Genomic DNA, 22,600 nt, shown 5'->3' with positions numbered 1-22,600 from the left:
GACCATGAAAAAATATAGACTGACTGACCAAAGGACGGTTTTGGGAATCGTTTCCAAACTGACTACGACGGTTCTCCAAGACAAGGATACCAAACAAAAGTTTACACTTCAAAATCCAGTAGCAGTAAACGACATCCTAAAATCAGTTCATATCACAATTGTTACCACAGAACCAATTGTCTCAAAACCAAAATCTCTCGTTTGCGTTTTAAAAGAAAACAGAGTCGAACTTCGGGTCAAACCAGTCAACCCCTACCAAGATGATTTACAACAAGTTTATGAAATCCTCATAGAGCCCTTGGAACGTTCCGCAAAACGAGCAAACATTGAAGATATTTCTGCTTACGAATTTAAAATGGCTCAGACTGCAGATTTGGGAACTGTCATCTCTATTTATGGAAAAACTTCTATTATCAACCAAATTTTGAACGAGTGGCAAGTCCACCTGGAACAAGTGTTAACGAATTACGGTTATTTTATCAAAAAAATTCAAATTGGATTTTATTATGCCATAGACACACAATTAATGGAAGCACTTGCTACTTCCAGAGCACCGTATTATGTGCGTGATGCGAATCGCAGAGTTTTTTATACAGAAAGAGGTTTCTTTACCCCCAAAAAACTGAGCGAAATATACATTCGTTCTTACTTGGACTCACTTCTTTTAAACAATGCAAAATCCACTTTGATTTTTCCATTTTTCTCAAATGGAAAAGTTTTACTCGGTTACTTTGAAATCATCAGCAATTTACCGGATCTGGGAAATCCCATTTTACAATCAAATATCGAAGGGCCGGAAGGGATTGGACCATTACTTGCTTTTTTAGATCAAAAAGCGGAAGAATTTGTATTCCAACTGGAATTTGCTTATGCAAAAGATTGGGAAACTCTAATTCGCACAACACCCGTTAGAGATATAAGTCAAGATGGACGTGGAATTGGTATGACCTTCCCCGCAGGAACTATCATGGAAAACAAAACACTAGGATCTCCTGTATCTTTTCAAATGGTAATTAACTCTTCCCCTTATACCTTTTACGGAAGTCTGAGAAGTATAAAAAAAGGAGAAAACGATTCTATAAATATAGGATGCCAAATTTTCCAATGTGACAAACCAGAAGGAATGTCTTATCTTAGTTCTTATGCATCAAATTTAATTGGAGAAGCTGTTTCATGACGGAAGAACAATATGAAACAATCGTAACACTATTAACAAAAATTCAGGAAAGCGGTGGATCCGACCCTTATCGTTTGGTTCTTTATTTAGTCCCCAATATAGGGATCATTTTTGGCACCACACTTTTGTTTTTTTTGTTTCAGTGGTGGCATAAACAAAAGATGGCACTCATCCAATCGGGCCAATACAAACCTTGGAGTTTTGACATCAGATTGTATTCCTTTTTCCTAGGTCTTTTGTTGACATTCACTGGATTTGCCTTATCGTTTGTATTTATACTCGTCTTAGGAAATTCTATGGCGATGTTAGGAGGGTTAATCCCATTCGCAATTGGACTCGGTCTTTTGACCTTCTACAAAATGTATCGATAGAGCCGGTACAACGTATCTGTAACGAGGAAGATTGGAACTCCGTGCAGTCAGTCTTAAGAGGCGACGTGTCCCAATTTGAAGTGCTTATGAAACGTTACCAAGGAATGGTTTTTTCCCAAGCCAGGAAAGCTTTTCTTACGGAAGAAGAAGCAGAGGATTTTACCCAAGAAGTATTCATTCAAACTTACGAATCACTGAGTAAGTTTCGCGGGGAATCACAATTTTCCACTTGGTTATTTCAAATTGCGAGATTTCGCCTAACAAAAGTTTTTAAAAAGAAAAAACTGCCGATTGCGGATTGGCAAGAAGACATTTCTTTCGTAGCAGATAAATCAGGTCCTTCTGTTGCCGAAATTTTAGATAAAGAAGAAACAAGTCATACTTTGCGATCCCTCATTTCAAAATTACCAAAATCATACCAAATGCCGATTCTATTACATTACTTTGAAAACAAACCTCTCAAAGAAATTGCTTTGGATCTAAATATAAAACTCAATACGATCAAAAGCCATATTTCCCGAGGGAAGGATCTTCTAAGAAAGTGGTGGTCACATGAAATCGAAAGCTGATTTTAATACCAATCGACCATTCGTAAATCCTGATCCGTTTTTAAAACATTCGGAAGCGCCTACCATAATTCGTTTGCGAGTGTTAGGACAAATTTTGCCTTTAAAATTTTTATTCTCCTCGGTTGGCCTTTCTATTTTGCTATTTATGATCCCACTCGGTACCATGTTCCTCTCTGTATTTCACCACGAGAACACGGGTTTACTTTTGCCCCTATTAATTAGTTCTAGTTTATTTTTCTGTTTCTACTCTCTTGTCCTTGGCTTTTTGCTCCTCAACACAAGAATTCCTTTTCTGAATGAATGGAAGGAGAAACTTGGATTTGAAGAGGTCTAGAATATTCGTGAAAGGTCTATTGGTTCTCCCGTTTTTTTGTTTTGCCGTTTCCCTCTCTGCCGAGGTTCTGCCCTCCGCTGAAGAATTTCTGAAAATGGATTTGGATCGTGCTCTGCCTTTAGTTGAATCTCTGTCCAAAGAAGATTCGAAGGTCCTCGTTTCGGAACTCCGAACAGAAGTTAAAAAATCCTACGCGAAAGCAGATAATTTTTATTTCCTCATTTCCCACTTGGAAGAAATCCAAGCCATCGAAAAAGAGCAGGCACGCCTACGTTCCCTACTTTGGGTTTATGGCCTGGCCTTCTTTTTGTTTTTCGGATTTCTTGGCTTTTTGTTACTCCGCCAAAGACAAGCCATCCGAGACATCAACCAAATGCTCGGCAAATAGATAGATATCGTTTCATTGTCATCATTTTGTATTCTCTTTGTAATGAATCCCTGTTACTTTTGGAATAATTCATGAAAATACTAATTGTAGATGACGAAGAAGACATTGCAGGACTCATCCAGTTCCATTTAGAGGAAGAAGGATTTCAGACCGAAGTATGTCACAATGGGATGGAAGTCCTCCCCCGTTTAGAAAAACACCTCCCGGACGGAATCATTTTGGATTTGATGTTACCGGGAATTGGTGGGATGGACCTTTGCAGACGGATTAAAGAAAAATACCCTCATATTCCTATTTTAATGGTAACTGCAAAAACCGGGGAAACAGACGTTGTCCTTGGTCTTGAGTTAGGTGCCGATGATTACATTCGCAAACCATTTAACATTCGGGAACTTGTGGCTCGCGTAAGAACCGTTACACGAAGAACAACAGATCCTGCTGGGGAAGTCCAAGGAACCATCTCCACTGGAAAAATCCAAATCAATCCAACCGCCCACAAAGTTTTTGTCGAAGGAACAGAAATTGATCTGACTCTTATTGAATTCAAACTTTTACAACTGTTTGCTGGAAATCCTGGTGTGGCTTTTTCTAGGGACAAACTACTCGATCGAATTTGGGGAAAAGACGTTTTTGTTACAGACCGAACAGTTGACGTAAACATAAAACGTCTTCGTGACAAATTACTCTCCGAAAAAGAAAGATTAGAAACCATACGCGGGGTCGGTTACCGATTCCGAGATGCGTAGTTTTTTTTCTACATTACTTTTACTCAACTGGGGTCTTTTACTCGTTTTATTGACCCTTGCCTTGGGAGTATTTTTTGTTTACGATCTAGTTGTACCTGCCGTACGCCCTCTCATACTATTCGGATTTGTTTTAATTGCTATTTTCGGTACTTTTTATACTTCCACAAACATTGCGATGCGAATCACAGATCCGCTGGCGACTGTAGAGAAAAAAACAAAAGAAATCAATGCTGGAGATTTTGGTGTTGAACTTTCTTCGCCTGACATTCGCGAGCTGGCAACCCTTGCTTTGTCCATCAATGAAATGGCAAAAAGACTCAAAGTCCAATTTTTGGATCTTACTGTCGAAAAGGAAAAGTTTAATTACTTACTACAAAATCTAAAAGAAGGTGTGTTTGCCATTGATAGGAATGAAAAATTCCTATTTTTGAATCGTAATATTTCAGATACCTTAATTGAAAAAAATTCTCAGTACAAAGATTATATTCCTTCGATCAAAAACAAAGAACTCCTTGGTTTCATCAAAGATAAAATCCATCATGGAGTGGAAGGAAAAACAGAGTTTCAAGATGGCATTCACTTTTATACGGCACGTATTTATCCCATTAAATCCGATTCCATGATCCAGCTTTATATAGGAGTTTTGTCTGACATCACAGAAGATAGACAAAATCAACTCATCCGAGAACAGTTTTTTCAAAACGCTTCCCATGAATTAAAAACTCCCATAACATCGATTAAAGGTTATGCGGAAACTTTGGAATACAAACTAAAACTTCCACAAGATTCAAATGAAAGAAAATTTTTAGATGCCATTCTCAGAAATACAGATCGATTGATTCGAATTGTTGAAGATATGTTGACTGTATCTCGTTTAGAAAATCACAAAACTGTTTTGAATCTTACTGATGTATCGGTTTTGGATCTTGTAAAAAATGTATCTGAATCCTTGGGTGTTATCTATTCTCAGAAAAAACAAAACTTGGTTTTAGATATCCCTTCCGACTTCCGAGTCAAAGCTGATCGTTTGCTCCTTGAGGATCTACTGGTGAATCTAATTTCTAATGCTTCTGCCTATAGTCCCGAAGGTTCCAGCGTCATTGTAAGGACTTCTTCTACAGAGGACAAAAATCAAATCCAAGTGGTCGATCATGGAATTGGAATCTCTGCAGAGGACGCGGAGCGAATCTTTGAACGTTTTTTCCGCGTGGATACCAACCGTTCCAGGAAGGAAGGTGGGACAGGCCTTGGACTTTCCATCGTAAAACACATTGCAAGACTGCATTCTGGTGAAGTTTCAGTCTCTCCCAACCCCCAAGGTGGCTCCATTTTTACCTTTGAATTTCCTAAAAAATAGATTCTAGTAAGAGAAGTCGCCGGATAGAATATTGGTATCCGGTAGGTATTTATGAAGTTTCCTTTGGGATTTTATTCCTTCGGCAAAAACATAGGAATCAAAGACACAAGTTTAGATTTTGCGGTCATATATTCAGAAAATCGATGTAAGGCGGCAGCCGTCTTCACTCGCAATAATTTTCCCGGCGCTCCCATTTATGTGGGGCGTGACCATATCAAAGATGGATACCTGCAAGCCATCGTCATCAATTCTAAAAATTCGAATGTAGCCACGGGAGAACAAGGAATCCAAAATTCCTACGCAATTTGTACTGAACTTGGAAAATCATTGGGCATTCCTGCAAGAGACATCCTTCCTTCCTCCACGGGAGTAATCGGAGTTCCCCTTCCTATTGAAAAAATCCTTAACGCTTGTTCTATGGCAAAAGCAGATTTAAAACCGGGAAATTTAGACGAAGTGGCCGAAGCCATTATGACTACCGACTCTCGCAAAAAAATCTCCTATCGAACCATCACAACACAAACGAATGAGGGTGTGATGTTCGGGATTGCCAAAGGTGCGGGAATGATTGAACCGAACATGGCAACTATGTTATCCTACATTCTTTGCGATTATCTTCCCGAATCGGGCGACCTATCAGGGATATTAAAACGAGTTGTGGATCTAACTTATAATTGTGTGACCATCGACTCGGATACGTCCACAAGCGATACCGTGGTCCTTATGTGTTCTGGAGCTCTTGGAACAATCCCTGATTCAGTTTTTGAATCTAATCTAAGAGAGATTGCCACGGACCTTTCCAAGATGATTGCTCGAGATGGAGAAGGTGCCTCCAAACTCATCGAACTAGCGGTTTCAAATGGAAGAGATGATGTCCAAGTAACAAAAATTGGGAAATCCATTCTGAATTCACCCCTTGTCAAAACCGCCATTTATGGAGGGGACCCGAACTGGGGGAGGTTTGTGATGGCGATTGGAAAAGTTTTTGATGAACCCATTCCTTATGATACTCTTGAAATCCTATTGGGTGGAATCTCTGTCAAAGGAGCCGACAACGACACCAAAGTAAAGTTAGCCGAATATCTAAAATCGAATGAAGAAATTCAAATTTCGGTAATACTAAATACAGGTTCCTTCCAAAAAACGTTTTGGAGTTGTGATTTTACGGAAGGATACATTCAGGAAAATGCATACTACACAACATGAACTCAAATAAATTCAAAAGTTCGCTCAAATACTTTTTACCTTCTAGTTATCAGCTAAAACTTTCGGTAACGAATATCTTTACGCGTACTTTATTTATTTTGCTCGTGTATCTTTCTTATTTTCTAATTCTATCACAAATTCCTGAACAGATGTCTTATCGTTTGGAACTCGCATTACTACTTACTAGTGCTTTTGCTCTGATTTTATATCTGCCAATTATAGAAAGACTCACCCGTTACATTCGCACACGATTTTTATCTGAGTATCTGACAGAAGATGCTGAATCCTACAGGCAAGCTATCAAACGTTTTAACTTTGATGCTCTCATCAAAAATGTTTTTCCGGATATGGTGAAAATTACAGGAAGCCATTCGGGAACCATGGCTGTACTCACTCATAATGGAACCTTCGCATTCCATTCCTACTTCCGAGGACGGCAAAAAAAACTGAGTCCGACAAAAGACATTACGGTGAAAACAAGTTTCCAATCTTTTTTACTTAGCAAAAGAAACGGTGCTTCTGTTGCGGAAACATATTCCCATGAAAACATAAATAATGACTTTATGGAACTTCATGCAAATTATATTTACCCATTTATCTTCAGGGAAAAACTATTCGGATTTATTGCCGTCTCCAACATCCCCAACATAGATGCAACCCATAGCTTATCTCTATTAGCTGGCCAATCTGCCTTAACGATCCACAACCATATCCTCTCCTATCATATTTCAGAAAATAAAAAATACCAGAAAGAAGCGGCCTATGCTGTTCGTGTTCAAAACCTTTTAGAAACAGGCACCATCCCAAACCTTATGGGTTGGGAAATTACAGCATTTAAAAGAACTAACAGAAACTTAATCGAGTTTTTCCAAGTAGAAGATGGAAGTTGGTTTTTTGTGATTCTGAATGCTGGGAAATCCTACCAACATATCGGTATTATTCTTTCATATATTCTAGGGGTTGTATATTCTCAATCTAAACTTCGTATCTTAAAAGGATTCTCTGATATAAAGTCATTAATTCAAACCACCTTCCAGAAGTTAGATTGGAAAGAAAACTACGAACTGATAATTGGAAAAATCGGATATTCTGAACTATATATTGTTCAAGAAGGAAAACAATTCCGCATTACCCGAAACTCAGAAGAAGTCGTTGCGAGTATGGGATGGAAAAACATGATCAATATGGACAAAGGTCCGATCATCATCCAACAACGTGGAGAAGCAGTTCTTAAATTTAGTTTTGAAGAGCCGGAAATCAAATGAGAGAACTTGCAATCACCATACTATCTTCTCTCTTATTTTTTCTGATTCTCCTATTTGCATTTATTGGATTTCAAAACAACACAAAGAGACTTCCCTTTTACCATTACCCTTCAGGTTTGATTGTGAATATTGGAGAAGGAAACCGGGCCCACTGGGGAAATTCTGTAATCCAAGAAGACTTAGAAAAGTTTGAATCCATAGCCGATTTTTCGGATACCGATTCGATTCGATTGCATATCAAAGATACTAATGGTAATATTTATGAAGAAGTTTTTAAGTTAACTACCATCCGTAAAACAGATGTTCTTGGAGTATTTTTTTCTGACTTATTCTTGGCTTTTTTTAGTCTAGCCATTGCAGTTTATTTTTATTACTCCACAAGAGATGCACTTATATTCGGTTTTTTCTTTAACTTTGGTCTCATCATCCTATCCAATGTTTTTGTATTAACTTTCAAGAATTCGGTTTTTCTTTTTGTTCTCACACTCTATTTAGGAAGTTTTCTACAGTACCACCTAATTTACAGACTTCGTGGAAAGGAAATCAATTCCAAGTGGCTGCTACCCCAAGTATTAATATCCTTTATCATGGCCATGATCGCCTCACAAGAAAAGTACGATATGATACTGATCGAAAGAGTTGTATTAGTTGCCCACGCAATCACAGTTTTATTTGGTTCCATCAATATTATAGCCAATATTTATGAAATTGTTCGTTCCAAACCACAAGAAGAAGCGCTTCTCAAAAGAATTGTTTTAGTATTTTCAATTTTTCTTTATGTAGCACTTCCTATAAGTATTATATTTTTTGATGGATATCCTTGGTTTTTTGTACATCGCTCTCTTTTTATAGTAACGTATCTATTATTTATTCTTTCTTTCTTTTATGGAACTTACCGTTATACATTTGTTCCCTCTTTAGTTATTTTTACTCCGAGTATTGTAACTTTGATTTTAGTTTCCATCATTTTGGGAACCTATATCGGTTCGATTTTTATCTTAGACTTTATTCTTCCGATTCGCTATCTGAAGGACCGTTGGGTGTTTAATCTAATTTATCTTTTTTTAGTCACCGCTTATTTGATTCCACTCAAACTACGTGTGAAGGAGTTATTTGATTATTGGTTCTTTGAACAAAATCCAAAACTCAGCGAAGGAATTAACAAAATCACAGCACTTTTATCTTCTCCTCTTTCTATGCGAAAAACAATCCTCACAATCAATCGCACAGTGAAAGATACCGTAAATGTTTCTAATATCATTATCCTAATTCCTGGAGATCAGTTCGCCAGTACTGATCTAAAAAATATTGATTTTGTTCGGATCTCACCCCAATCAGAAATTTGGAACTATTTTAGAAGCACAGACAGAGTTACCGTAACTTCACATCTCGAATACGGAATTGGGCTTCGGGAAACTCTATATAATTTTTTAAAAGGACTGAACGTTCAATTGGCATTTCCAGCTTTTGATTCTTCCTCAAACAAAAAAAATATTCAGGCAATGATTCTCATTGGAGAAAAATTAGATAAAAAATATTTTTCCATCGGAGAATTAAAATTTATCAACGAAGTTGTAAAAATTTCAGGTATGTTACTGGAAAACTATAGTTTACTCGAAGATGAAATTCAAAAACGTAAAATAGTAAGAGATATCCAAACCGCATCCATTGTAGACAATACACTTCGTTTGATTTTGCCAAGTGAAGTCAAAGGAATTGATTATGGTTATATTTCTAAACCGGCAGTTGGAATCTCAGGAGATTATCTCGATATCATTCCAGTTTCTCAAACAAAAATGATTGTTTTGTTAGGTGATGTTGCTGGTCATGGACTCGGAACTGGATTTTTAGTCAGCGCCATCAAAGGAATTGTGAGAGAACAACTTAGAAATGGAACTTCTCTAGAAGGACTATTTCGTGAGATCAATTCGTTTTTTCGCGCCCGTTACAAAGGGAATGAGTTCATGACTCTTCTTGGTGGAATTTTTGATTCGAACCAAAATATCTTTAAGTATGTCAATGCAGGTCATTTATCTTTGATAGAGATGCGGGCCGATGGACAAATCAAATTACATTCCAAAACACAACGTGTACTTGGAATTTTAGAGACCGATTACCATGCCCAAGAATTAAAATTACTGCCGGGAACCAAACTCTTCCTTTACTCAGATGGAATCACAGAAGCCTTCAGTGAAAGGGATGAAATTTTTGGAGAAGAGACACTCATCGAATTTTTACATTTTAATGCCGAAAAAACCGTCAAAGAAATTCCCCAGCTTTTGGATGCCAAGATGACAAATTTTCGCGGGAACCGAGAACAATCGGATGATATTACATTTATTGGTCTTTCTTTTACACCCAACTAGCCGATATTTAAATCGATGATGGCAGAAAAACCGGTTAAGTTTGTCATTTTTCTATCTTTGATTCTGAGCCTAGTTGCGTTTTGGGACCACCAATTCACATCTTACCTCAAAGAATTTGTTGTACTCATACATGAAATTTGCCATGCCACGGCCGCCCTCTTTAGCGGTGGGATTGTAAAAGGAATCGCCCTACATGGAAACGAAGGGGGAGAAACCATTGCCGTCCCTGCTTCTTTTCGTGGTTCCTTCATCCTTGTTGTTTCTGCAGGATACATTGGCTCTTCCCTAGTTGGCGCATTTTTACTCCGTTTAGGATTTCAAGGACGTCATGCCCGCCAAACAATGATTTTGTTTGGTTTGTTTTTAATCTCAGTCAGTGTATTATATTCTAAACTGGGAGATCTTGCTTATTTTACCGGAATTTTTTGGGGTGTGGGCATTCTCGTAACAGGTATGTTAGGCGAAACTATATCGATCCTTTCGCTAGTATTTTTGGGCACAAGTATCTCCCTCTATTCCTTATATGATCTTTCTGACTTTGCAGAAAGACTCACAGAAACTGATGCTGGAATCCTTGCCTTTTGGATGGCTGGCCTTGGGCCAGAAGACCTACAAAACCAGGAAGTCCCTACCGTTGTCGTTGTGCTCGGTTATATGATCGCGACTCTTTGGTCACTCCTCAGCATAGGAATTATTTTTATGTCCCTACGCAGTTCGCTCAGCCACGAAGAAACCCATGAATTTCCTGGTATGGAAGAAAGTTTCGAACGGTTTCCTGGGGACCTTTCTCCCGAAGCAAAACTATGGTTGGAAAAACGAGGTGTTGATCCCGAAAGTGGAATCGTTTTGCCCCCAAATTTGTTCCAAGACTTCCCTCCCAAAGACAACAGTCCTTAAGGCTTCTCGCAAATTTTCATTTGCGTAGGACACCGACTTCATAAATATAGAATCTCAATGGCAAAAAGAATCCTTATCACAGGTGGAGCCGGATTCATCGGATCCCATCTAGCAGAAACTCTTTTGAACGCTGGGAACCAAATCATCGTATTGGACAATTTCCATACCGGGCGAAAAGAAAACCTCACTCACCTTCTCGGAAATCCGAATTTCGAACTGATCCGCCACGATATTACGGATCCCATCAAATTGGAAGTAGACGAGATTTACAATATGGCATGTCCTGCCTCTCCTGTTCACTACCAAAGTAATCCCATCAAAACCACCAAAACGAATGTTTTGGGAATGATGAACATGCTTGGTCTTGCCAAACGAGTGAAAGCAAGAATTTTACAAGCGAGTACTTCTGAAGTTTACGGAAATCCTCTCGAACACCCGCAAACGGAATCATACTGGGGAAACGTAAATACAATTGGAATCCGTAGTTGTTATGATGAGGGAAAACGAGTGGCTGAAACTTTATGTTTTGATTACCATCGCCAACATGGGGTGGACATTCGAGTGATTCGGATTTTTAATACTTATGGTCCACGAATGATTCCCGATGACGGTCGTGTCGTTAGTAACTTTATTGTACAGGCGTTACGTGGAGAAAACATAACCATTTACGGTGACGGAAGTCAAACACGTTCCTTTTGTTTTGTTGATGATCTAGTTCGCGGAATCATCTCAATGATGAATACAGACAATTTTGTTGGACCAGTCAATTTAGGAAATGAAGGTGAATTCACCGTCAAAGAATTGGCAGAACTAGTGATCAAAGAAACAGGAAGTAAATCCAAAATCATTTATCTGCCACTTCCGCAAGATGATCCAACCAGAAGAAAACCAAACTTAAGTTTAGCGAAAGAAAAATTGAATTATTCAACGACTGTTCCATTAGTGGAAGGCGTAAAAAAAACCATCGAATATTTTAGCAAAAGAGTATAAAATGAAAATAGGCGTAATCAAAGAACCATCTTATGAAAACCGAGTGGCAATCACTCCGGATGTTGTTGACCCTTTGAAAAAGTTAGGTTTCACTGTTTCAGTTGAAACTACAGCAGGGGACAATGCATATTTCTCCGATAAGGATTACAAAGATGTTGGTGCAACAGTGGAATCAAGAGATGCAATTCTCTCTGGATCGGACATTGTTGTATCCATTCATGCTTTGGATGAACAAAGTGCAAAAAAAATCGGCAAAGATAAAATCTACATTGCAACGCTCTCTCCTCTTGCTTTCCCAAAGAAAGTAAAAGAAATTGCCAATGCTTCTTTTAAAATATTCTCTATGGACACTATCCCACGAATTACTCGTGCGCAGTCTATGGATGTTCTCAGTAGCCAAGCAACCGTTTCCGGATACAAAGCTGTGTTACTTGCCGCTTCCAACTACAGCCGTTTTTTTCCGATGTTGACTACAGCTGCGGGAACTATCACGCCTGCAAGAGTTCTCATTCTTGGCGCTGGTGTTGCGGGTTTACAAGCCATTGCAACCTCTCGCCGATTGGGAGCCGTAGTGGACGTATTTGATACGAGACCAGAAGTAAAAGAACAGTGTATGTCTCTCGGTGCAAAATTTGTGGAAGTAGAAGGTGCTGCCGATGCGTCGAATACAGGTGGTTATGCGGTAGAACAGTCAGAAGATTACCAAAGACGTCAAAAAGAGGCCATTGCAAAGTTTGCAGAAAAAGCAGACATCATTATTACAACTGCTCTCATCCCAGGAAAAAAAGCTCCCGTCCTTATTACCAAAGAGATGGTAGATAAAATGAGACAAGGTTCGGTGATTGTGGACTTAGCTGCGGTCAATGGCGGTAACTGTGAAGTCACTGAAAACGATAAAACTATTGTTTATAAAGGGATTACAATCATTGGTAATTCTAATCTACAAAGTACGCAACCAATGGACGCAAGTAAAATGTATGCAAAGAATATTGTTAACTTCCTAAAACTTTTTGTGAATAAAGAAAAACAATTCAACATCAACTTGGAAGACGAAATCATCAATGCATGTATGATTGCTGAAAATGGTGCCGTTCGTCATAAACCGACACTAGCACTTCTCGGAGAGTAACTCTGAGATCGGTAAACGAAAGATTAAATTTCTAATCTTTCGTTTACTATTACTGATTGTTTCCGGTGACTTCCGGTTGGGTTCGCCAACGACGATGCACCCAAAAGTACTGCTCTGGAAACAATTTTACTTCCTCTTCCAAAGTCTTAGTCCAAAGTTCTGTATAATGCCTGATTACATCATCTTTTGACGGATAAAGTTTTTTATCAACGAAACCCAAATCTTTAACCCGAACAATCACTTTACCATCATCGCCAGCTAACACTGAATAATATAACATTTTAGCTCCGGTTAAGTAAGCCATAAGTGCCGGTCCCACAAAAGTGGAGGCTTGCCTGTTCATAAAAGGAACAAAAATCCCTGCCTTACCTGCATTTTGATCAGCCCCAAATCCAATCCAATACCCTTGTTTGAGAAGTTTGATGACTTGTGTGGATTCTTGTACAGGGACAAGAACCACACCATTTTTGGATCGCATGTTACGTAAAAGTCGATCTACAAAGGGATTTCTTACCTTTTTGTAAATCCCTCCGCCCTTCATTCGAATTCCTAAAAATTGAACTAAAATTTCCCAAGTACCAAAGTGACCAGAAATCAAAATGACTCCCACTCCTTGTTTTTTGGTTTCTTCTTCAATTTGTAGACTTTCTGCATCAATGATCAAATTTTCATCCAACCATTTTTTTGTCATTCGCGGAGCCCAGAGTGTATGAGCGAGTAAAATTCCCAAATGTCTATAATGAGCTTTGACTAAGTTTCCAATTTGTTCTTCTGAATAGTTAGGAAAGGCAAAACGAATGTTGTCGGCAGCTACTTTTTGATGTTTTTTATCTAATGGATAAATCAGTTTTGTTAAAAAGATTCCATACGCCAAACACCACTTATATGGAAGGATCTTAAAAGGAAAATAAAATAAATAAACAATTAAAAATGAGAAAAAATATCCAATATGTTTCATAGTGTCAAACAATAAGGCCAAAGATAATAATGAAATAAAACTGCAATAAGTCCAATTCCAAAACCAATGATCCATCCTCCTACAATATCACTCACAAAATGGTGTAAGGTAATTAATCTACCCACACCCGCAAACAAACTAAAGAAAAAGAAATATGGGGTTTCATGAAATGCAAAAACCAAAATGGTAGATACAACAATCGAATTAGCACTATGTGCCGAGGGAAAAGAATGTTTCATATCGGGATTAGAATCTATCTTTCCCATAACACTGACTAGGGGACGTTTTCTTGCGAAGTATTTCTTCAGTACCAAAACCAAACGATCTGTTAAATACGTGAATATTAATACAAAAGGTAGACTAATGTAAACAGGTTTGTACAGATCACTTAAAAACATAAGTGGTAACAAAACCAGAGCAAACATTTCACCACGATTGACTCTGGATAAAACCCAACTAAGTTTTGGATGGTGTAAGTTCTTTTGGATCCAAACAGATAATTTTAAATCGATAGAAGAAATCAAATTCATTTAGAAAGCTCTTCTTTTATCTTTTGAAGTGCTTCAGAAAAGGAGAAAGTCCATTGGTTACGTGTTGCCATGTCTTTCAAAGTCACTGTCCCCGCTTTGATTTCATCCTCCCCACGAAGGAGGATCCACCGGTACCCTTTTTTCTCTGCATAAGAAAGTTGTTTTCCCATCTTTTGAGAAACTAAGGAAACCTCGGCAGCAATTTTTTCCTTTCTGAGTTCTTTTGCAAAGTTATGGTTCTCAGAAAAGGAAGGTTCATCCAATAGAGGAATAAAAACCGTGGAATCACTGGAAAATTTCGGTAACAGATTGTGTGCTGTTAAAAAATTTTGAAGCGTGACATCTCCAAGTCCAAACCCAATTCCAGAAAGTTCTTCATTGGAAAAAAGACCGATTAAATTATCATACCTCCCACCACCATATAACGAACGTTTGTTCTGCGGAGAAGTATCGAAAATTTCAAAAATAAAACCTGTGTAATAATCAAACCCTCGAACCACCGACGGATCAAAATAGACTATATCATGTAATCCAATGGTTTTAAGATCCTCAAACAAAGTCTGAATGGCATTTAATGTTTCTTCTTTGATCCCTGGAATTTGACTCAGCGTATCTGTAGTCGCAGCTAAAAATAAATTGATTTTTGATACAGCAGTTGGATCATTCGGGATGGTTTTCGAAACAAGGGCAATGTATTCGTCTTCAGTAATTTTGTTTTTTTTGTCCAAAATTTTTGAAACTTCATGTGCTTGGTTTGGACTAACCTTAAGACCATCTAACAGAAATTCGTCGAGAAGGGATCTATGTGAAATAGTTACTTTAAAACTGTTCCGTGGGGCACCAAAGGCAAAAAGAATATCGCAAGCCAAAGACAAAATTTCTAATTCAGCCCTCTGGCTTGTCACACCAAACATATCGACATTCAACTGCCAGTGTTCCCGCAGTCGCCCGAGGCCAGGTTGTTCGTATCTCCAGAGGTTCGGAATAGAAAACCAACGGATGGGACGAGGAAGGTCTCGCAATTTTTTTGCCACCATCCTTGCGACAGTTGGTGTCATTTCAGGGCGAATCGCTACCTCACGGTCACCTTTATCAATGAAATTATATATTTGTTTTCCAACAATTTCTTCGCCCGTTTTGGCTCGGTATAGATCCAAAGATTCTACCATCGGGCCATCGTATTCTTCGTATCCATACGACCTGACGACGTCTTTCATTACTGAGAATAAATAATTGCGAAGGCGCATATCTTCAGGATAAAAATCCCGAGTGCCTTTATAGTTTTCTGTTGTTAGTTTTTGTTCTTTCAATGTATGGCCCCTGGAACCTTGCGCTGCGCAGAAGATCAGCCAAAAAATTCAATAAGACTATGGTAAATCTCTTTGGCTTTTTTATCTCCGCTGACACCTGTGATCCTTCCACCCAATCTAAAATAGTCATTCACCTCTTCCAAATGCCGTAATTCTACTGCCATCCTGATGGGTGCCTGCAATTTGAAATTGATATCTAAGGTAAATGTAGGTTTCACTTTCAATGCTTTGATAATTTCCATATCGTTAACTTCCAAGGCAACTCCACCTCGGGAAACGTTGAGTACGTTTTGTCTGATATCAAGAATATGGGTATTTGAGTCCATGATTCTTTCTTGAAACGTACGCTCAACCTCTTTAAACAAATCCAGTACTTCATCCGGAATCCCTGGTCTTTCGGTCTCGAGTGAAAGATATGCAAAAAAATGCATATCTTTCATTTGTATGAATAGAGGGTAATAAATAAAAGAACCGATTTTTTTCTTTTTGTATTCTTGGATTTTATCATCCAATAAAAACTCATCTTCAAAGATTTTTTTAGGGTCGTACACATCCTCAGAAGGAAAGGATTCAAATGTTTCTGTGTCCAAAATAAAGATTGGTTTTTTATGTTCTTTCATCAAATCAATTTCATCGCTATGAATTGATACAGAAAGAAAGACAACTTTTGATTGTGGATAATTTTTTAAAACTGTCCGTTGGATATCAGAAAGGATTACCTGCGAGCTAACTCCTGTTAACTTAGAAAAGTCAATATTTGTTTTAGCGACTAAAAAATTTGATGCGACGACATTACCCCGAACCTTTTCATTTCTCGGATCTTGTCTCGTAGCATAAGTTTGTCTGCGATCTATAATTTTTCCAAGAAGGAGATTGTCTTTTTGGTTTATCAACTCGTAATCCACTTCAACATGAAATCCAGGAGTTGCTTGTACTGTAAAAATGGTTTCGATTAATTCTGGGATAGTTTCCAATTCCCAAATATGGGCACCGTCTGGTCTTTCCCCTTTGAACTTTGCACGAATTGGGGTATCGTAACCTTTTAGAAACAATCCATTCCCACCCATCATTTGTTTGAAAAATTCCGGTAAAGTACGTACCGCTTCTAAAGGAAGGTACTCTCTTTCTTGGTCGAAATGAATTTTAACGCGATTGATCATAATTAGTCTATCTTTTTGAAATTCACACGTCTATTTCGAGATCTTCCTTCTTCTGTTTCATTTTCTGCAATCGGTTGAGAATAATGGTAAGCTTGTACCTTCATTCGTTCCTTGGGAACACCTTTGAGTCGCATGTATTGATAAACAGAAAGAGCTCTATCTTCGCTCAAACTGATGTTGTATTCCTTATTCCCTATATTATCAGTATGTCCACCAATTTCAACTTTTTCATTCTTGTGTTGAATGAGGAAGTCAGCAAAAAGATCTAATTTTTTCTTATCTTCATCACTCAATATTCGTTCATTAAATGGGAAATAAATAATTGTATTATAAAGATTATCAAAGTCATTTAAATTTCTGAGGTAGAGGACCGTTTCTTTCCCTTCCATTCCAGGAATTTTGTCCTTCGAAAAGAGGAAAGTTTCCTCTTTGAATCCTTTAGCCCTCACCAAAATTTCAAAATCCATGGTAGGGGATTTATCTAAATCAAAACGTGAATCTTTTGCTTCTATTGATTTTCCCTTTCGTGTTAGATCATCAAAGTAATAACAAGTCGCATTCGGAATGACAAGATCTGTTTTGCGATCTTTGACAATGAATCGAATCCCCTGGATGGCTTTATCTGGTCGTTCATCTTTCGTGGGTCGAATGGGCTGTAAGATGATTTGAGAGTATTGTTCCTTATCCTTTCCAACGTTCCCTCTTAAATCCAAAAGGACTTCTGTCGGGTGGAACCCAGGAGAAGAAACCTCCACTCTGTATAATTTTCCTGTTTTGATGGTTGTACGAAAATTCTCCGCATCCGCAATGGATAAGTCACCACCAATCCTTTTGGATGTAATCACTTGGATCGGTCTTGTATCATCATAGATTTTCAGAGTAGAATCAAGTCCAATCATTATGGCTTCTGATCCATCGAGTACAAGTCCACGAAATACAAATTCATAACTACGACGTAGGTCTTCTGGAACCATAGTCCTGTAGATATCAAACTGACCTTCTCCACCTGGTCTATTGGAAGAAAAATAAAACCACAAATCATCAAATGTTACAGATATACCTTCATTATCACTTTCTTCCCAAAGACTATAAGTGGAATAATCGGCAGGGGTATCGAAAGGAAATCCCGTCGATTCACCTGACAGTTGTTTTTTGGTATTAAAAGGAGATCCTAATAAAACTGGAGTTTCAAAAAGGTTTTGCGCTTCATTATATTCACTATAATAAAAACTAAATTTACGATTTTTATCCCCACGATTCGAACTAAAATATAAACGAAGTCCATCCCAATGGAAATGAGGACTAATTTCATCATCTTTTGTGTTGATAATAGTACCCATAGAAATCGGTTTTTGCCAAACTCCATCTCTACATTTAATTTTTGGTTTGTCCGGATTCATTTCTTTTGACTCAGTTGTGGGTTCTCGTTTAGAAATCCAAAGGTCAAAACCTCCGAGTCCGCCAGGGCGATTGGAGGAAAAAACCATCGAACAACCATCAGGCGAAAGAGCAGGCATTTTATCTTCAAAGTGGGAATTAACTTCATTCAGATGAATGGGAACAGACCAAAGACCTGTTCTTTGATTGATCTTTGTATAATATAGATTCAGGCCGTCATACCCTTCACGATTCTTTTTGGGGTCGGCTTGGGTTTTATCACGAACTGAAGTAAAGTACAGTTCGTATGGTTTTTCTTCTTCATCAAAGAGGATAGAAAACATTCCTTCAAAATTGGATGTATTGAGTTCTCGAAAATTCTTTGGAGGAGACCACACCGGTAATTTCATTCGATCAGGAAAACTTAAGTTTTCCGAAATCCAAATATCCATCCCTCCCTCACCACCAGGACGGTTGGACTGAAATACCAAATACCTACCAGTCGGGGAAATGATGGGGCTATATTCCACATTTTGCGTGTTGAGTGGCTGGTAAAACCTTACATCCTTCACTTTTGGTAAAGGCTGAGCCAGAAGTGGGAATGCCAAAATGATTAAGGAAATAAGGAGTTTTTTCATCTGCCGTCTCTCCTATGTATCGGCTAATCGGAATTTTCTGCCAAGGGAAAAATAAGGCTTTTAGGGGCAGCTTTACCGATAATCCTTCTCATTCATGGCCGAAATCTTCGGAATCTTAAACATTACCACCGACTCGTTTAGTGACGGAGGAAAATTTCTAAACCCAGATGATGCGATTCAACAAGGGACTAAACTCCTACAAGAAGGAGCGGATTGGTTGGATGTGTCTGGCCAATCTTCTAACATCGATGCCACTCTAGTTTCAGAGGAAGAGGAATGGCGGCGAGTAGAACCTGTCATTCGACATTTTGTTCCACAAGGTGTTCGAATTAGTTTGGATAGTTTTCGCCCGGCAGTACAGAAAAAAGCAATTGAGGCAGGAGTTCGCTGCATCAACGATATCTCTGGTTTTACCTATGAAGGTGACCGTAGTTTTCTCAAACCTGCCTTCGAAAAACACCCAGGGCTAAAACTCATCATCATGCATTCGCATAACAAGAACATTGCGAAATATAAATCAGATCTCACACCGGAAAAAGTGGTGAAAAAGATCCAGATCTTTTTTAGAGATCGTCGCTCAGAACTTTTGACGATGGGGATTCCCGAACCAGCTCTTCATTATGATCCAGGAATGGGTTTTTTTTTGAGTGAAGATCCGATGGTTTCCTTTCGAGTTTTACAAGAATTAGAAATTCTAAAATTAGAATTTCCACAATTGATGGTGGGAGTCTCTAGAAAGTCCTTTCTAGGAAACGTACTTGGAAATTTACCGATCACAGAAAGGGAATTTGTCACTTTGGCCTGTGAACTCCATCTATTGCGGTATAAAATCCCATTCATTCGAACGCATAACGTTCTTAAGCTGAGACAAGCAGAAAAAATTTGGAATTTATGCCAAGAGATGGAATGATATTTATCGTATGGATTTAAACTTTTAGCTTATTTGATTAACTTCTACCAGAACGAGATGCTTTCCGAACATCCTTCCCTTCTTTGGAAAATGTGGGGAAAAAAGTCGACTCAGGGATCCCAAATCCCTTTTCAACCGCCTTACGGTAGTAAGGCAAAAGCCCGTCCCATCTAGGAAAATCTTTTAGAACGAGTAACGTATCTCGCCAAACTTCTAAAAAACTGATTTGTGTTTTTTCACTAGCAGTAGCTGATTCCGCCCACTTCAAAGCTTCTTCATACCGCCCCAATTCATAATTGGCCTTTACAAAATAAAAATGAAATTCCTTATTCTTTTTAGTGGCAACTTCTAGAGATTTTGCGTAATCCAACAAACTGTACCAGTTACCTTTTTGTATTTGGATGTCTGCCATCCCATACAGCGCATTTTCATGAAATGGAACAACTTCCAATATCTGGTTAAAATATCCTTCCGCATAAGCAAAGTTACCTGTTTGCAGATAATAATTGGCCAACTCTTCGTAAGAGTATAACTCCCATCCCTTCACGCGTGATAAGGCATCAAGTAACACAACCCTTTCATCATTTCGCAAACGGACTTCCAATTCTTTTAAAATATTTGTATATGTAACGGAGGACCGAGAGGGAGTTTCCTTTGCAATTTTTTGTTTAAGGAGTTCGTATTCATCCAATAGAAAGTAAAAGCGAAGTCGGTTCAAATGAACGACAACTTCGTTCGGGTTGGTTTGAATGCATTTGTCCCAAACTTGTTCCGCTTGGTCTAACTGAATGGTTTTGGACAGTCGAATGCCTTCTGCATTACACTCGGTCGCACTGGAACCAGTCACTTCCAAAAATAAGGAATCAGATTCCAAATCCTCTTGTTTCGCGATGGGATACCTACATCCCATTAGAATGAATATAAAAGAAAAAAATAGAATGTCTAATATACGAAATTTCAATCTAGGATTGCCTATCAGGATCTGTCTTTTCCTTCATCTTCTGAGCAAATACCAAATATTGCATCGCTTTTTCCGGGTTGCCGTTGAAAAGATATAACAAACTTAAATCCAAAGCTTCCTGAGCATCGGGCGGCGAAAACTCTTCTGGATTCTCTTTGGAAAGTTCTAATTTGGTTTGAAACTCTTTCAGTTTCTTTTTGGCTTTGGATTGGATCCGGACCAGACTTTCATGAGCAACCCCATCTTCTTCTAACCAAGCTGCATGCAGACTTTCGTTGAAGTTCGTAAATCCAACATCCTCTTTTACCATAGTGGAAAGTAAAGTGGCTGATGCTTTATAATTTCCTTGTTTGGCAAGGATCTCAGATTGAATGATTTTTAATTGAGCATTTCCGGGATACAGAATCAAGTAACGTTCGATCATTTTTAAACTTTCTGGAAAACGATTCCTTTCGTAGTAAAACATCGCAAGCCCTCCTAAAGCTGATTTATGATTTGGTTCGATTTTAATTACATTATTTAGATAAACTTCGGTTTTATCATCGTTGCCTAACTTCTGATAGGCTTGTGCGAGCAGAAGGTGCGCAGAAATAAACTTCTTTTCAAAGGTTAAGGTTTGTTTTAGAAAACTAATGGCTTTTTCTGTTTCTTCATGTTTGTAAAGGGAAACAGCTAGATTATAACAGTTTTTGACATTTGCATGGAGTTTGTATGCCTTAGAAAACAAAGGAATTGCTTCTGCATGTTTTCCTTGTTTGGCGTAAATCACACCCAAGTTTTGTAAGGCCAAATGATAATTCGGGTCCTTCTCGAGCAAAATTTTGTATTGGGTTTCAGCACGATCCCACTCACCGTTTCGCTCCAAACGGACTGCCTCGTTGAATAGAGTTTGGATTTCTTGTGCCATACTAGCCATTATCGTTTCAGAAACGAATCTCCCCCGAGAAAAATTATCACGAGATTGGAAAAACCTTCCGAAAGGTACACACAAGAGTCCAGAGGAAGGGGAAAGTTATGCAAAGACTCATACTTATATCCATAGTATTGTGGTTGGTTTCCTGCAGTTCTGCAGATGCCACCCGAAGAGATTATAGTGCTTCCGGCGATCCGGAAGATATTTTTTTCGAACGGTCTGCAAAGTCAAAACCAACGAGTAACACAAAGTCAGAAGACCCAGTGGCTCGTTCCATCATTGACGATTTAGATTCCAACGCGAAAACAGCAACACCTGTTGCGGCCGCCGCAATCCCGACAAAAAAACCAACAGACCAGTTTGATGAAATTGGATTATCGTCCTGGTATGGACAGAAGTTCCAAGGTCGTCCTACTGCGAGTGGTGAACTTTTTGATCGAATGAAGATGACAGGTGCTCACAGAACACTCCCCATCGGAAGTGTGATCAAAATTCAAAACCTGGAAAACAATAAAGAAGCTGTAGTTCGTATCAATGATCGTGGGCCTTTCGTCGATGAACGAATTGTCGATGTATCCGAAAAAACTGCGGAGATCCTTGAGTTTAAAGACAAAGGGGTCACGAAAGTTGGGATCAAAGTTCTCAAAAAAGGAGAAGATGATCTTGGTGATGATTTAGATGATGCTGATCTTTTGGATGATGCCCCAACAAAACCAGAAAAACTGACACCGGTAAAACCTGGTGCGGTGAAACCAGTAGCAGCCGGCAAAGGATTTACTGTGCAAGTTGGGGTCTTTCAGGAAAAAGAAAGAGCATTAAAATACCAAGAAAACATGAAATCTGAATACAACCAATCTGTGTTCGTAACTCCCAGAGATGGAAAATTCGTAGTTCAAGTTGGGGATTTTGCAGACCGCACAAAAGCAGAATCTCTCAAATCAAAATTGAAATACGATGGGATTGATTGTTTTATCGCTACTCGTTAAATTTCACCCTTCCCTTCGGGCAATCGGTGGTCTCACCGATTTGCTCGGAAAGGTAGGAAAAT

The 22,600-nt window shown here is 38.6% G+C and carries 22 protein-coding genes; 15 read left to right on the top strand and 7 right to left on the bottom strand.

The window, feature by feature from the left end; genetic code table 11:
• Positions 1-4 precede the first annotated feature (4 nt).
• The 13 genes from LEP1GSC195_RS15530 to LEP1GSC195_RS15470 all read left to right on the top strand — a co-directional run bounded on the left by LEP1GSC195_RS15530 (position 5) and on the right by LEP1GSC195_RS15470 (position 12,795).
• Entirely contained in the window at positions 5-1,177 is a 1,173-nt protein-coding gene (locus LEP1GSC195_RS15530; protein WP_015680672.1) for a hypothetical protein, read from the top strand.
• A complete protein-coding gene (locus LEP1GSC195_RS15525; RefSeq protein WP_015682578.1) occupies positions 1,174-1,548 on the top strand; it encodes a hypothetical protein in 375 nt (124 codons plus the stop codon). Before LEP1GSC195_RS15530 ends, LEP1GSC195_RS15525 begins: the two co-directional genes overlap by 4 nt.
• Positions 1,549-1,589: 41 nt before the next feature.
• Positions 1,590-2,117 (top strand): RNA polymerase sigma factor, encoded by a 528-nt coding sequence (locus LEP1GSC195_RS15520; protein WP_269571373.1) that lies wholly within the window; start codon positions 1,590-1,592, stop codon positions 2,115-2,117.
• Positions 2,101-2,451: a hypothetical protein gene (locus tag LEP1GSC195_RS15515; protein WP_015682723.1), complete on the top strand. Its 351-nt coding sequence runs from the start codon at positions 2,101-2,103 to the stop codon at positions 2,449-2,451. The genes LEP1GSC195_RS15520 and LEP1GSC195_RS15515 overlap by 17 nt, the downstream gene beginning before the upstream one ends.
• A 94-nt stretch (positions 2,452-2,545) precedes the next feature.
• Positions 2,546-2,839 carry a hypothetical protein gene (locus tag LEP1GSC195_RS15510; protein ID WP_232227812.1) on the top strand — a complete coding sequence of 98 codons (294 nt, stop codon included), beginning with the start codon at positions 2,546-2,548 and terminating at the stop codon, positions 2,837-2,839.
• Positions 2,840-2,910: 71 nt separating this feature from the next.
• Entirely contained in the window at positions 2,911-3,585 is a 675-nt protein-coding gene (locus LEP1GSC195_RS15505; protein WP_015681117.1) for a response regulator, read from the top strand.
• Positions 3,578-4,942: a HAMP domain-containing sensor histidine kinase gene (locus LEP1GSC195_RS15500; RefSeq protein ID WP_015682289.1), complete on the top strand. Its 1,365-nt coding sequence runs from the start codon at positions 3,578-3,580 to the stop codon at positions 4,940-4,942. Before LEP1GSC195_RS15505 ends, LEP1GSC195_RS15500 begins: the two co-directional genes overlap by 8 nt.
• Before the next feature lie 51 nt (positions 4,943-4,993).
• Positions 4,994-6,148 carry a bifunctional glutamate N-acetyltransferase/amino-acid acetyltransferase ArgJ gene (gene argJ, locus LEP1GSC195_RS15495; RefSeq protein WP_015681773.1) on the top strand — a complete coding sequence of 385 codons (1,155 nt, stop codon included), beginning with the start codon at positions 4,994-4,996 and terminating at the stop codon, positions 6,146-6,148.
• A complete protein-coding gene (locus tag LEP1GSC195_RS15490) occupies positions 6,145-7,413 on the top strand; it encodes a hypothetical protein (RefSeq protein ID WP_015681289.1) in 1,269 nt (422 codons plus the stop codon). The genes argJ and LEP1GSC195_RS15490 overlap by 4 nt, the downstream gene beginning before the upstream one ends.
• Complete coding sequence (locus LEP1GSC195_RS15485) at positions 7,410-9,779, top strand: PP2C family protein-serine/threonine phosphatase (protein ID WP_015681355.1); 2,370 nt, start codon at positions 7,410-7,412, stop codon at positions 9,777-9,779. Before LEP1GSC195_RS15490 ends, LEP1GSC195_RS15485 begins: the two co-directional genes overlap by 4 nt.
• Positions 9,780-9,797: 18 nt before the next feature.
• A complete protein-coding gene (locus tag LEP1GSC195_RS15480) occupies positions 9,798-10,676 on the top strand; it encodes a M50 family metallopeptidase (RefSeq protein WP_040506831.1) in 879 nt (292 codons plus the stop codon).
• Between the two features lie 57 nt (positions 10,677-10,733).
• Positions 10,734-11,666 carry a UDP-glucuronic acid decarboxylase family protein gene (locus LEP1GSC195_RS15475; RefSeq protein WP_002988752.1) on the top strand — a complete coding sequence of 311 codons (933 nt, stop codon included), beginning with the start codon at positions 10,734-10,736 and terminating at the stop codon, positions 11,664-11,666.
• A 1-nt stretch (position 11,667) separates the two neighbouring features.
• A complete protein-coding gene (locus LEP1GSC195_RS15470) occupies positions 11,668-12,795 on the top strand; it encodes a Re/Si-specific NAD(P)(+) transhydrogenase subunit alpha (protein WP_015681849.1) in 1,128 nt (375 codons plus the stop codon).
• Positions 12,796-12,844: 49 nt separating this feature from the next.
• Here LEP1GSC195_RS15470 and LEP1GSC195_RS15465 read toward each other — a convergent pair whose 3' ends face one another.
• From LEP1GSC195_RS15465 to LEP1GSC195_RS15445, 5 genes are read right to left on the bottom strand one after another with little or no spacing between them, the layout of a single operon-like run.
• A complete protein-coding gene (locus tag LEP1GSC195_RS15465; protein WP_015682533.1) occupies positions 12,845-13,753 on the bottom strand; it encodes a lysophospholipid acyltransferase family protein in 909 nt (302 codons plus the stop codon).
• Entirely contained in the window at positions 13,750-14,283 is a 534-nt protein-coding gene (locus tag LEP1GSC195_RS15460) for a phosphatase PAP2 family protein (RefSeq protein WP_015680560.1), read from the bottom strand. Before LEP1GSC195_RS15460 ends, LEP1GSC195_RS15465 begins: the two co-directional genes overlap by 4 nt.
• Positions 14,280-15,593 (bottom strand): histidine--tRNA ligase, encoded by a 1,314-nt coding sequence (hisS, locus tag LEP1GSC195_RS15455; RefSeq protein WP_015681233.1) that lies wholly within the window; start codon positions 15,591-15,593, stop codon positions 14,280-14,282. Before hisS ends, LEP1GSC195_RS15460 begins: the two co-directional genes overlap by 4 nt.
• 35 nt (positions 15,594-15,628) lie before the next feature.
• On the bottom strand, positions 15,629-16,753 hold the full coding sequence (locus LEP1GSC195_RS15450) for a DUF1577 domain-containing protein (protein ID WP_015680917.1): 1,125 nt from the start codon (positions 16,751-16,753) through the stop codon (positions 15,629-15,631).
• Positions 16,754-16,755: 2 nt separating this feature from the next.
• Complete coding sequence (locus LEP1GSC195_RS15445; protein ID WP_015681594.1) at positions 16,756-18,768, bottom strand: OmpA family protein; 2,013 nt, start codon at positions 18,766-18,768, stop codon at positions 16,756-16,758.
• A 94-nt stretch (positions 18,769-18,862) separates the two neighbouring features.
• Between LEP1GSC195_RS15445 and folP the strand changes: the two genes are divergently transcribed.
• Positions 18,863-19,678, top strand: coding sequence for a dihydropteroate synthase (gene folP / locus LEP1GSC195_RS15440; RefSeq protein WP_015681109.1), 816 nt, complete (start codon positions 18,863-18,865; stop codon positions 19,676-19,678).
• A 37-nt stretch (positions 19,679-19,715) separates the two neighbouring features.
• Here the strand turns inward: folP and LEP1GSC195_RS15435 are convergent, their stop codons facing one another.
• Together LEP1GSC195_RS15435 and LEP1GSC195_RS15430 are read right to left on the bottom strand one after the other, a co-directional pair.
• Positions 19,716-20,639 carry a tetratricopeptide repeat protein gene (locus LEP1GSC195_RS15435; protein ID WP_015682794.1) on the bottom strand — a complete coding sequence of 308 codons (924 nt, stop codon included), beginning with the start codon at positions 20,637-20,639 and terminating at the stop codon, positions 19,716-19,718.
• Between the two features lies 1 nt (position 20,640).
• Positions 20,641-21,546 (bottom strand): tetratricopeptide repeat protein, encoded by a 906-nt coding sequence (locus LEP1GSC195_RS15430; RefSeq protein ID WP_015682409.1) that lies wholly within the window; start codon positions 21,544-21,546, stop codon positions 20,641-20,643.
• 107 nt (positions 21,547-21,653) lie between these two features.
• Here LEP1GSC195_RS15430 and mpl36 point away from each other — a divergent pair, with 107 nt between their 5' ends.
• On the top strand, positions 21,654-22,538 hold the full coding sequence (gene mpl36 / locus LEP1GSC195_RS15425) for an RlpA family plasminogen-binding lipoprotein MPL36 (protein WP_015680608.1): 885 nt from the start codon (positions 21,654-21,656) through the stop codon (positions 22,536-22,538).
• Positions 22,539-22,600: the final 62 nt, after the last annotated feature.

Origin of the sequence: Leptospira wolbachii serovar Codice str. CDC (genome assembly GCF_000332515.2) — a bacterium.
In the GTDB taxonomy this organism is placed as follows: domain Bacteria; phylum Spirochaetota; class Leptospiria; order Leptospirales; family Leptospiraceae; genus Leptospira_A; species Leptospira_A wolbachii.
Note: the sequence above shows the minus strand (reverse complement) of the source record. Positions and strands in the feature narration are given on the sequence as shown.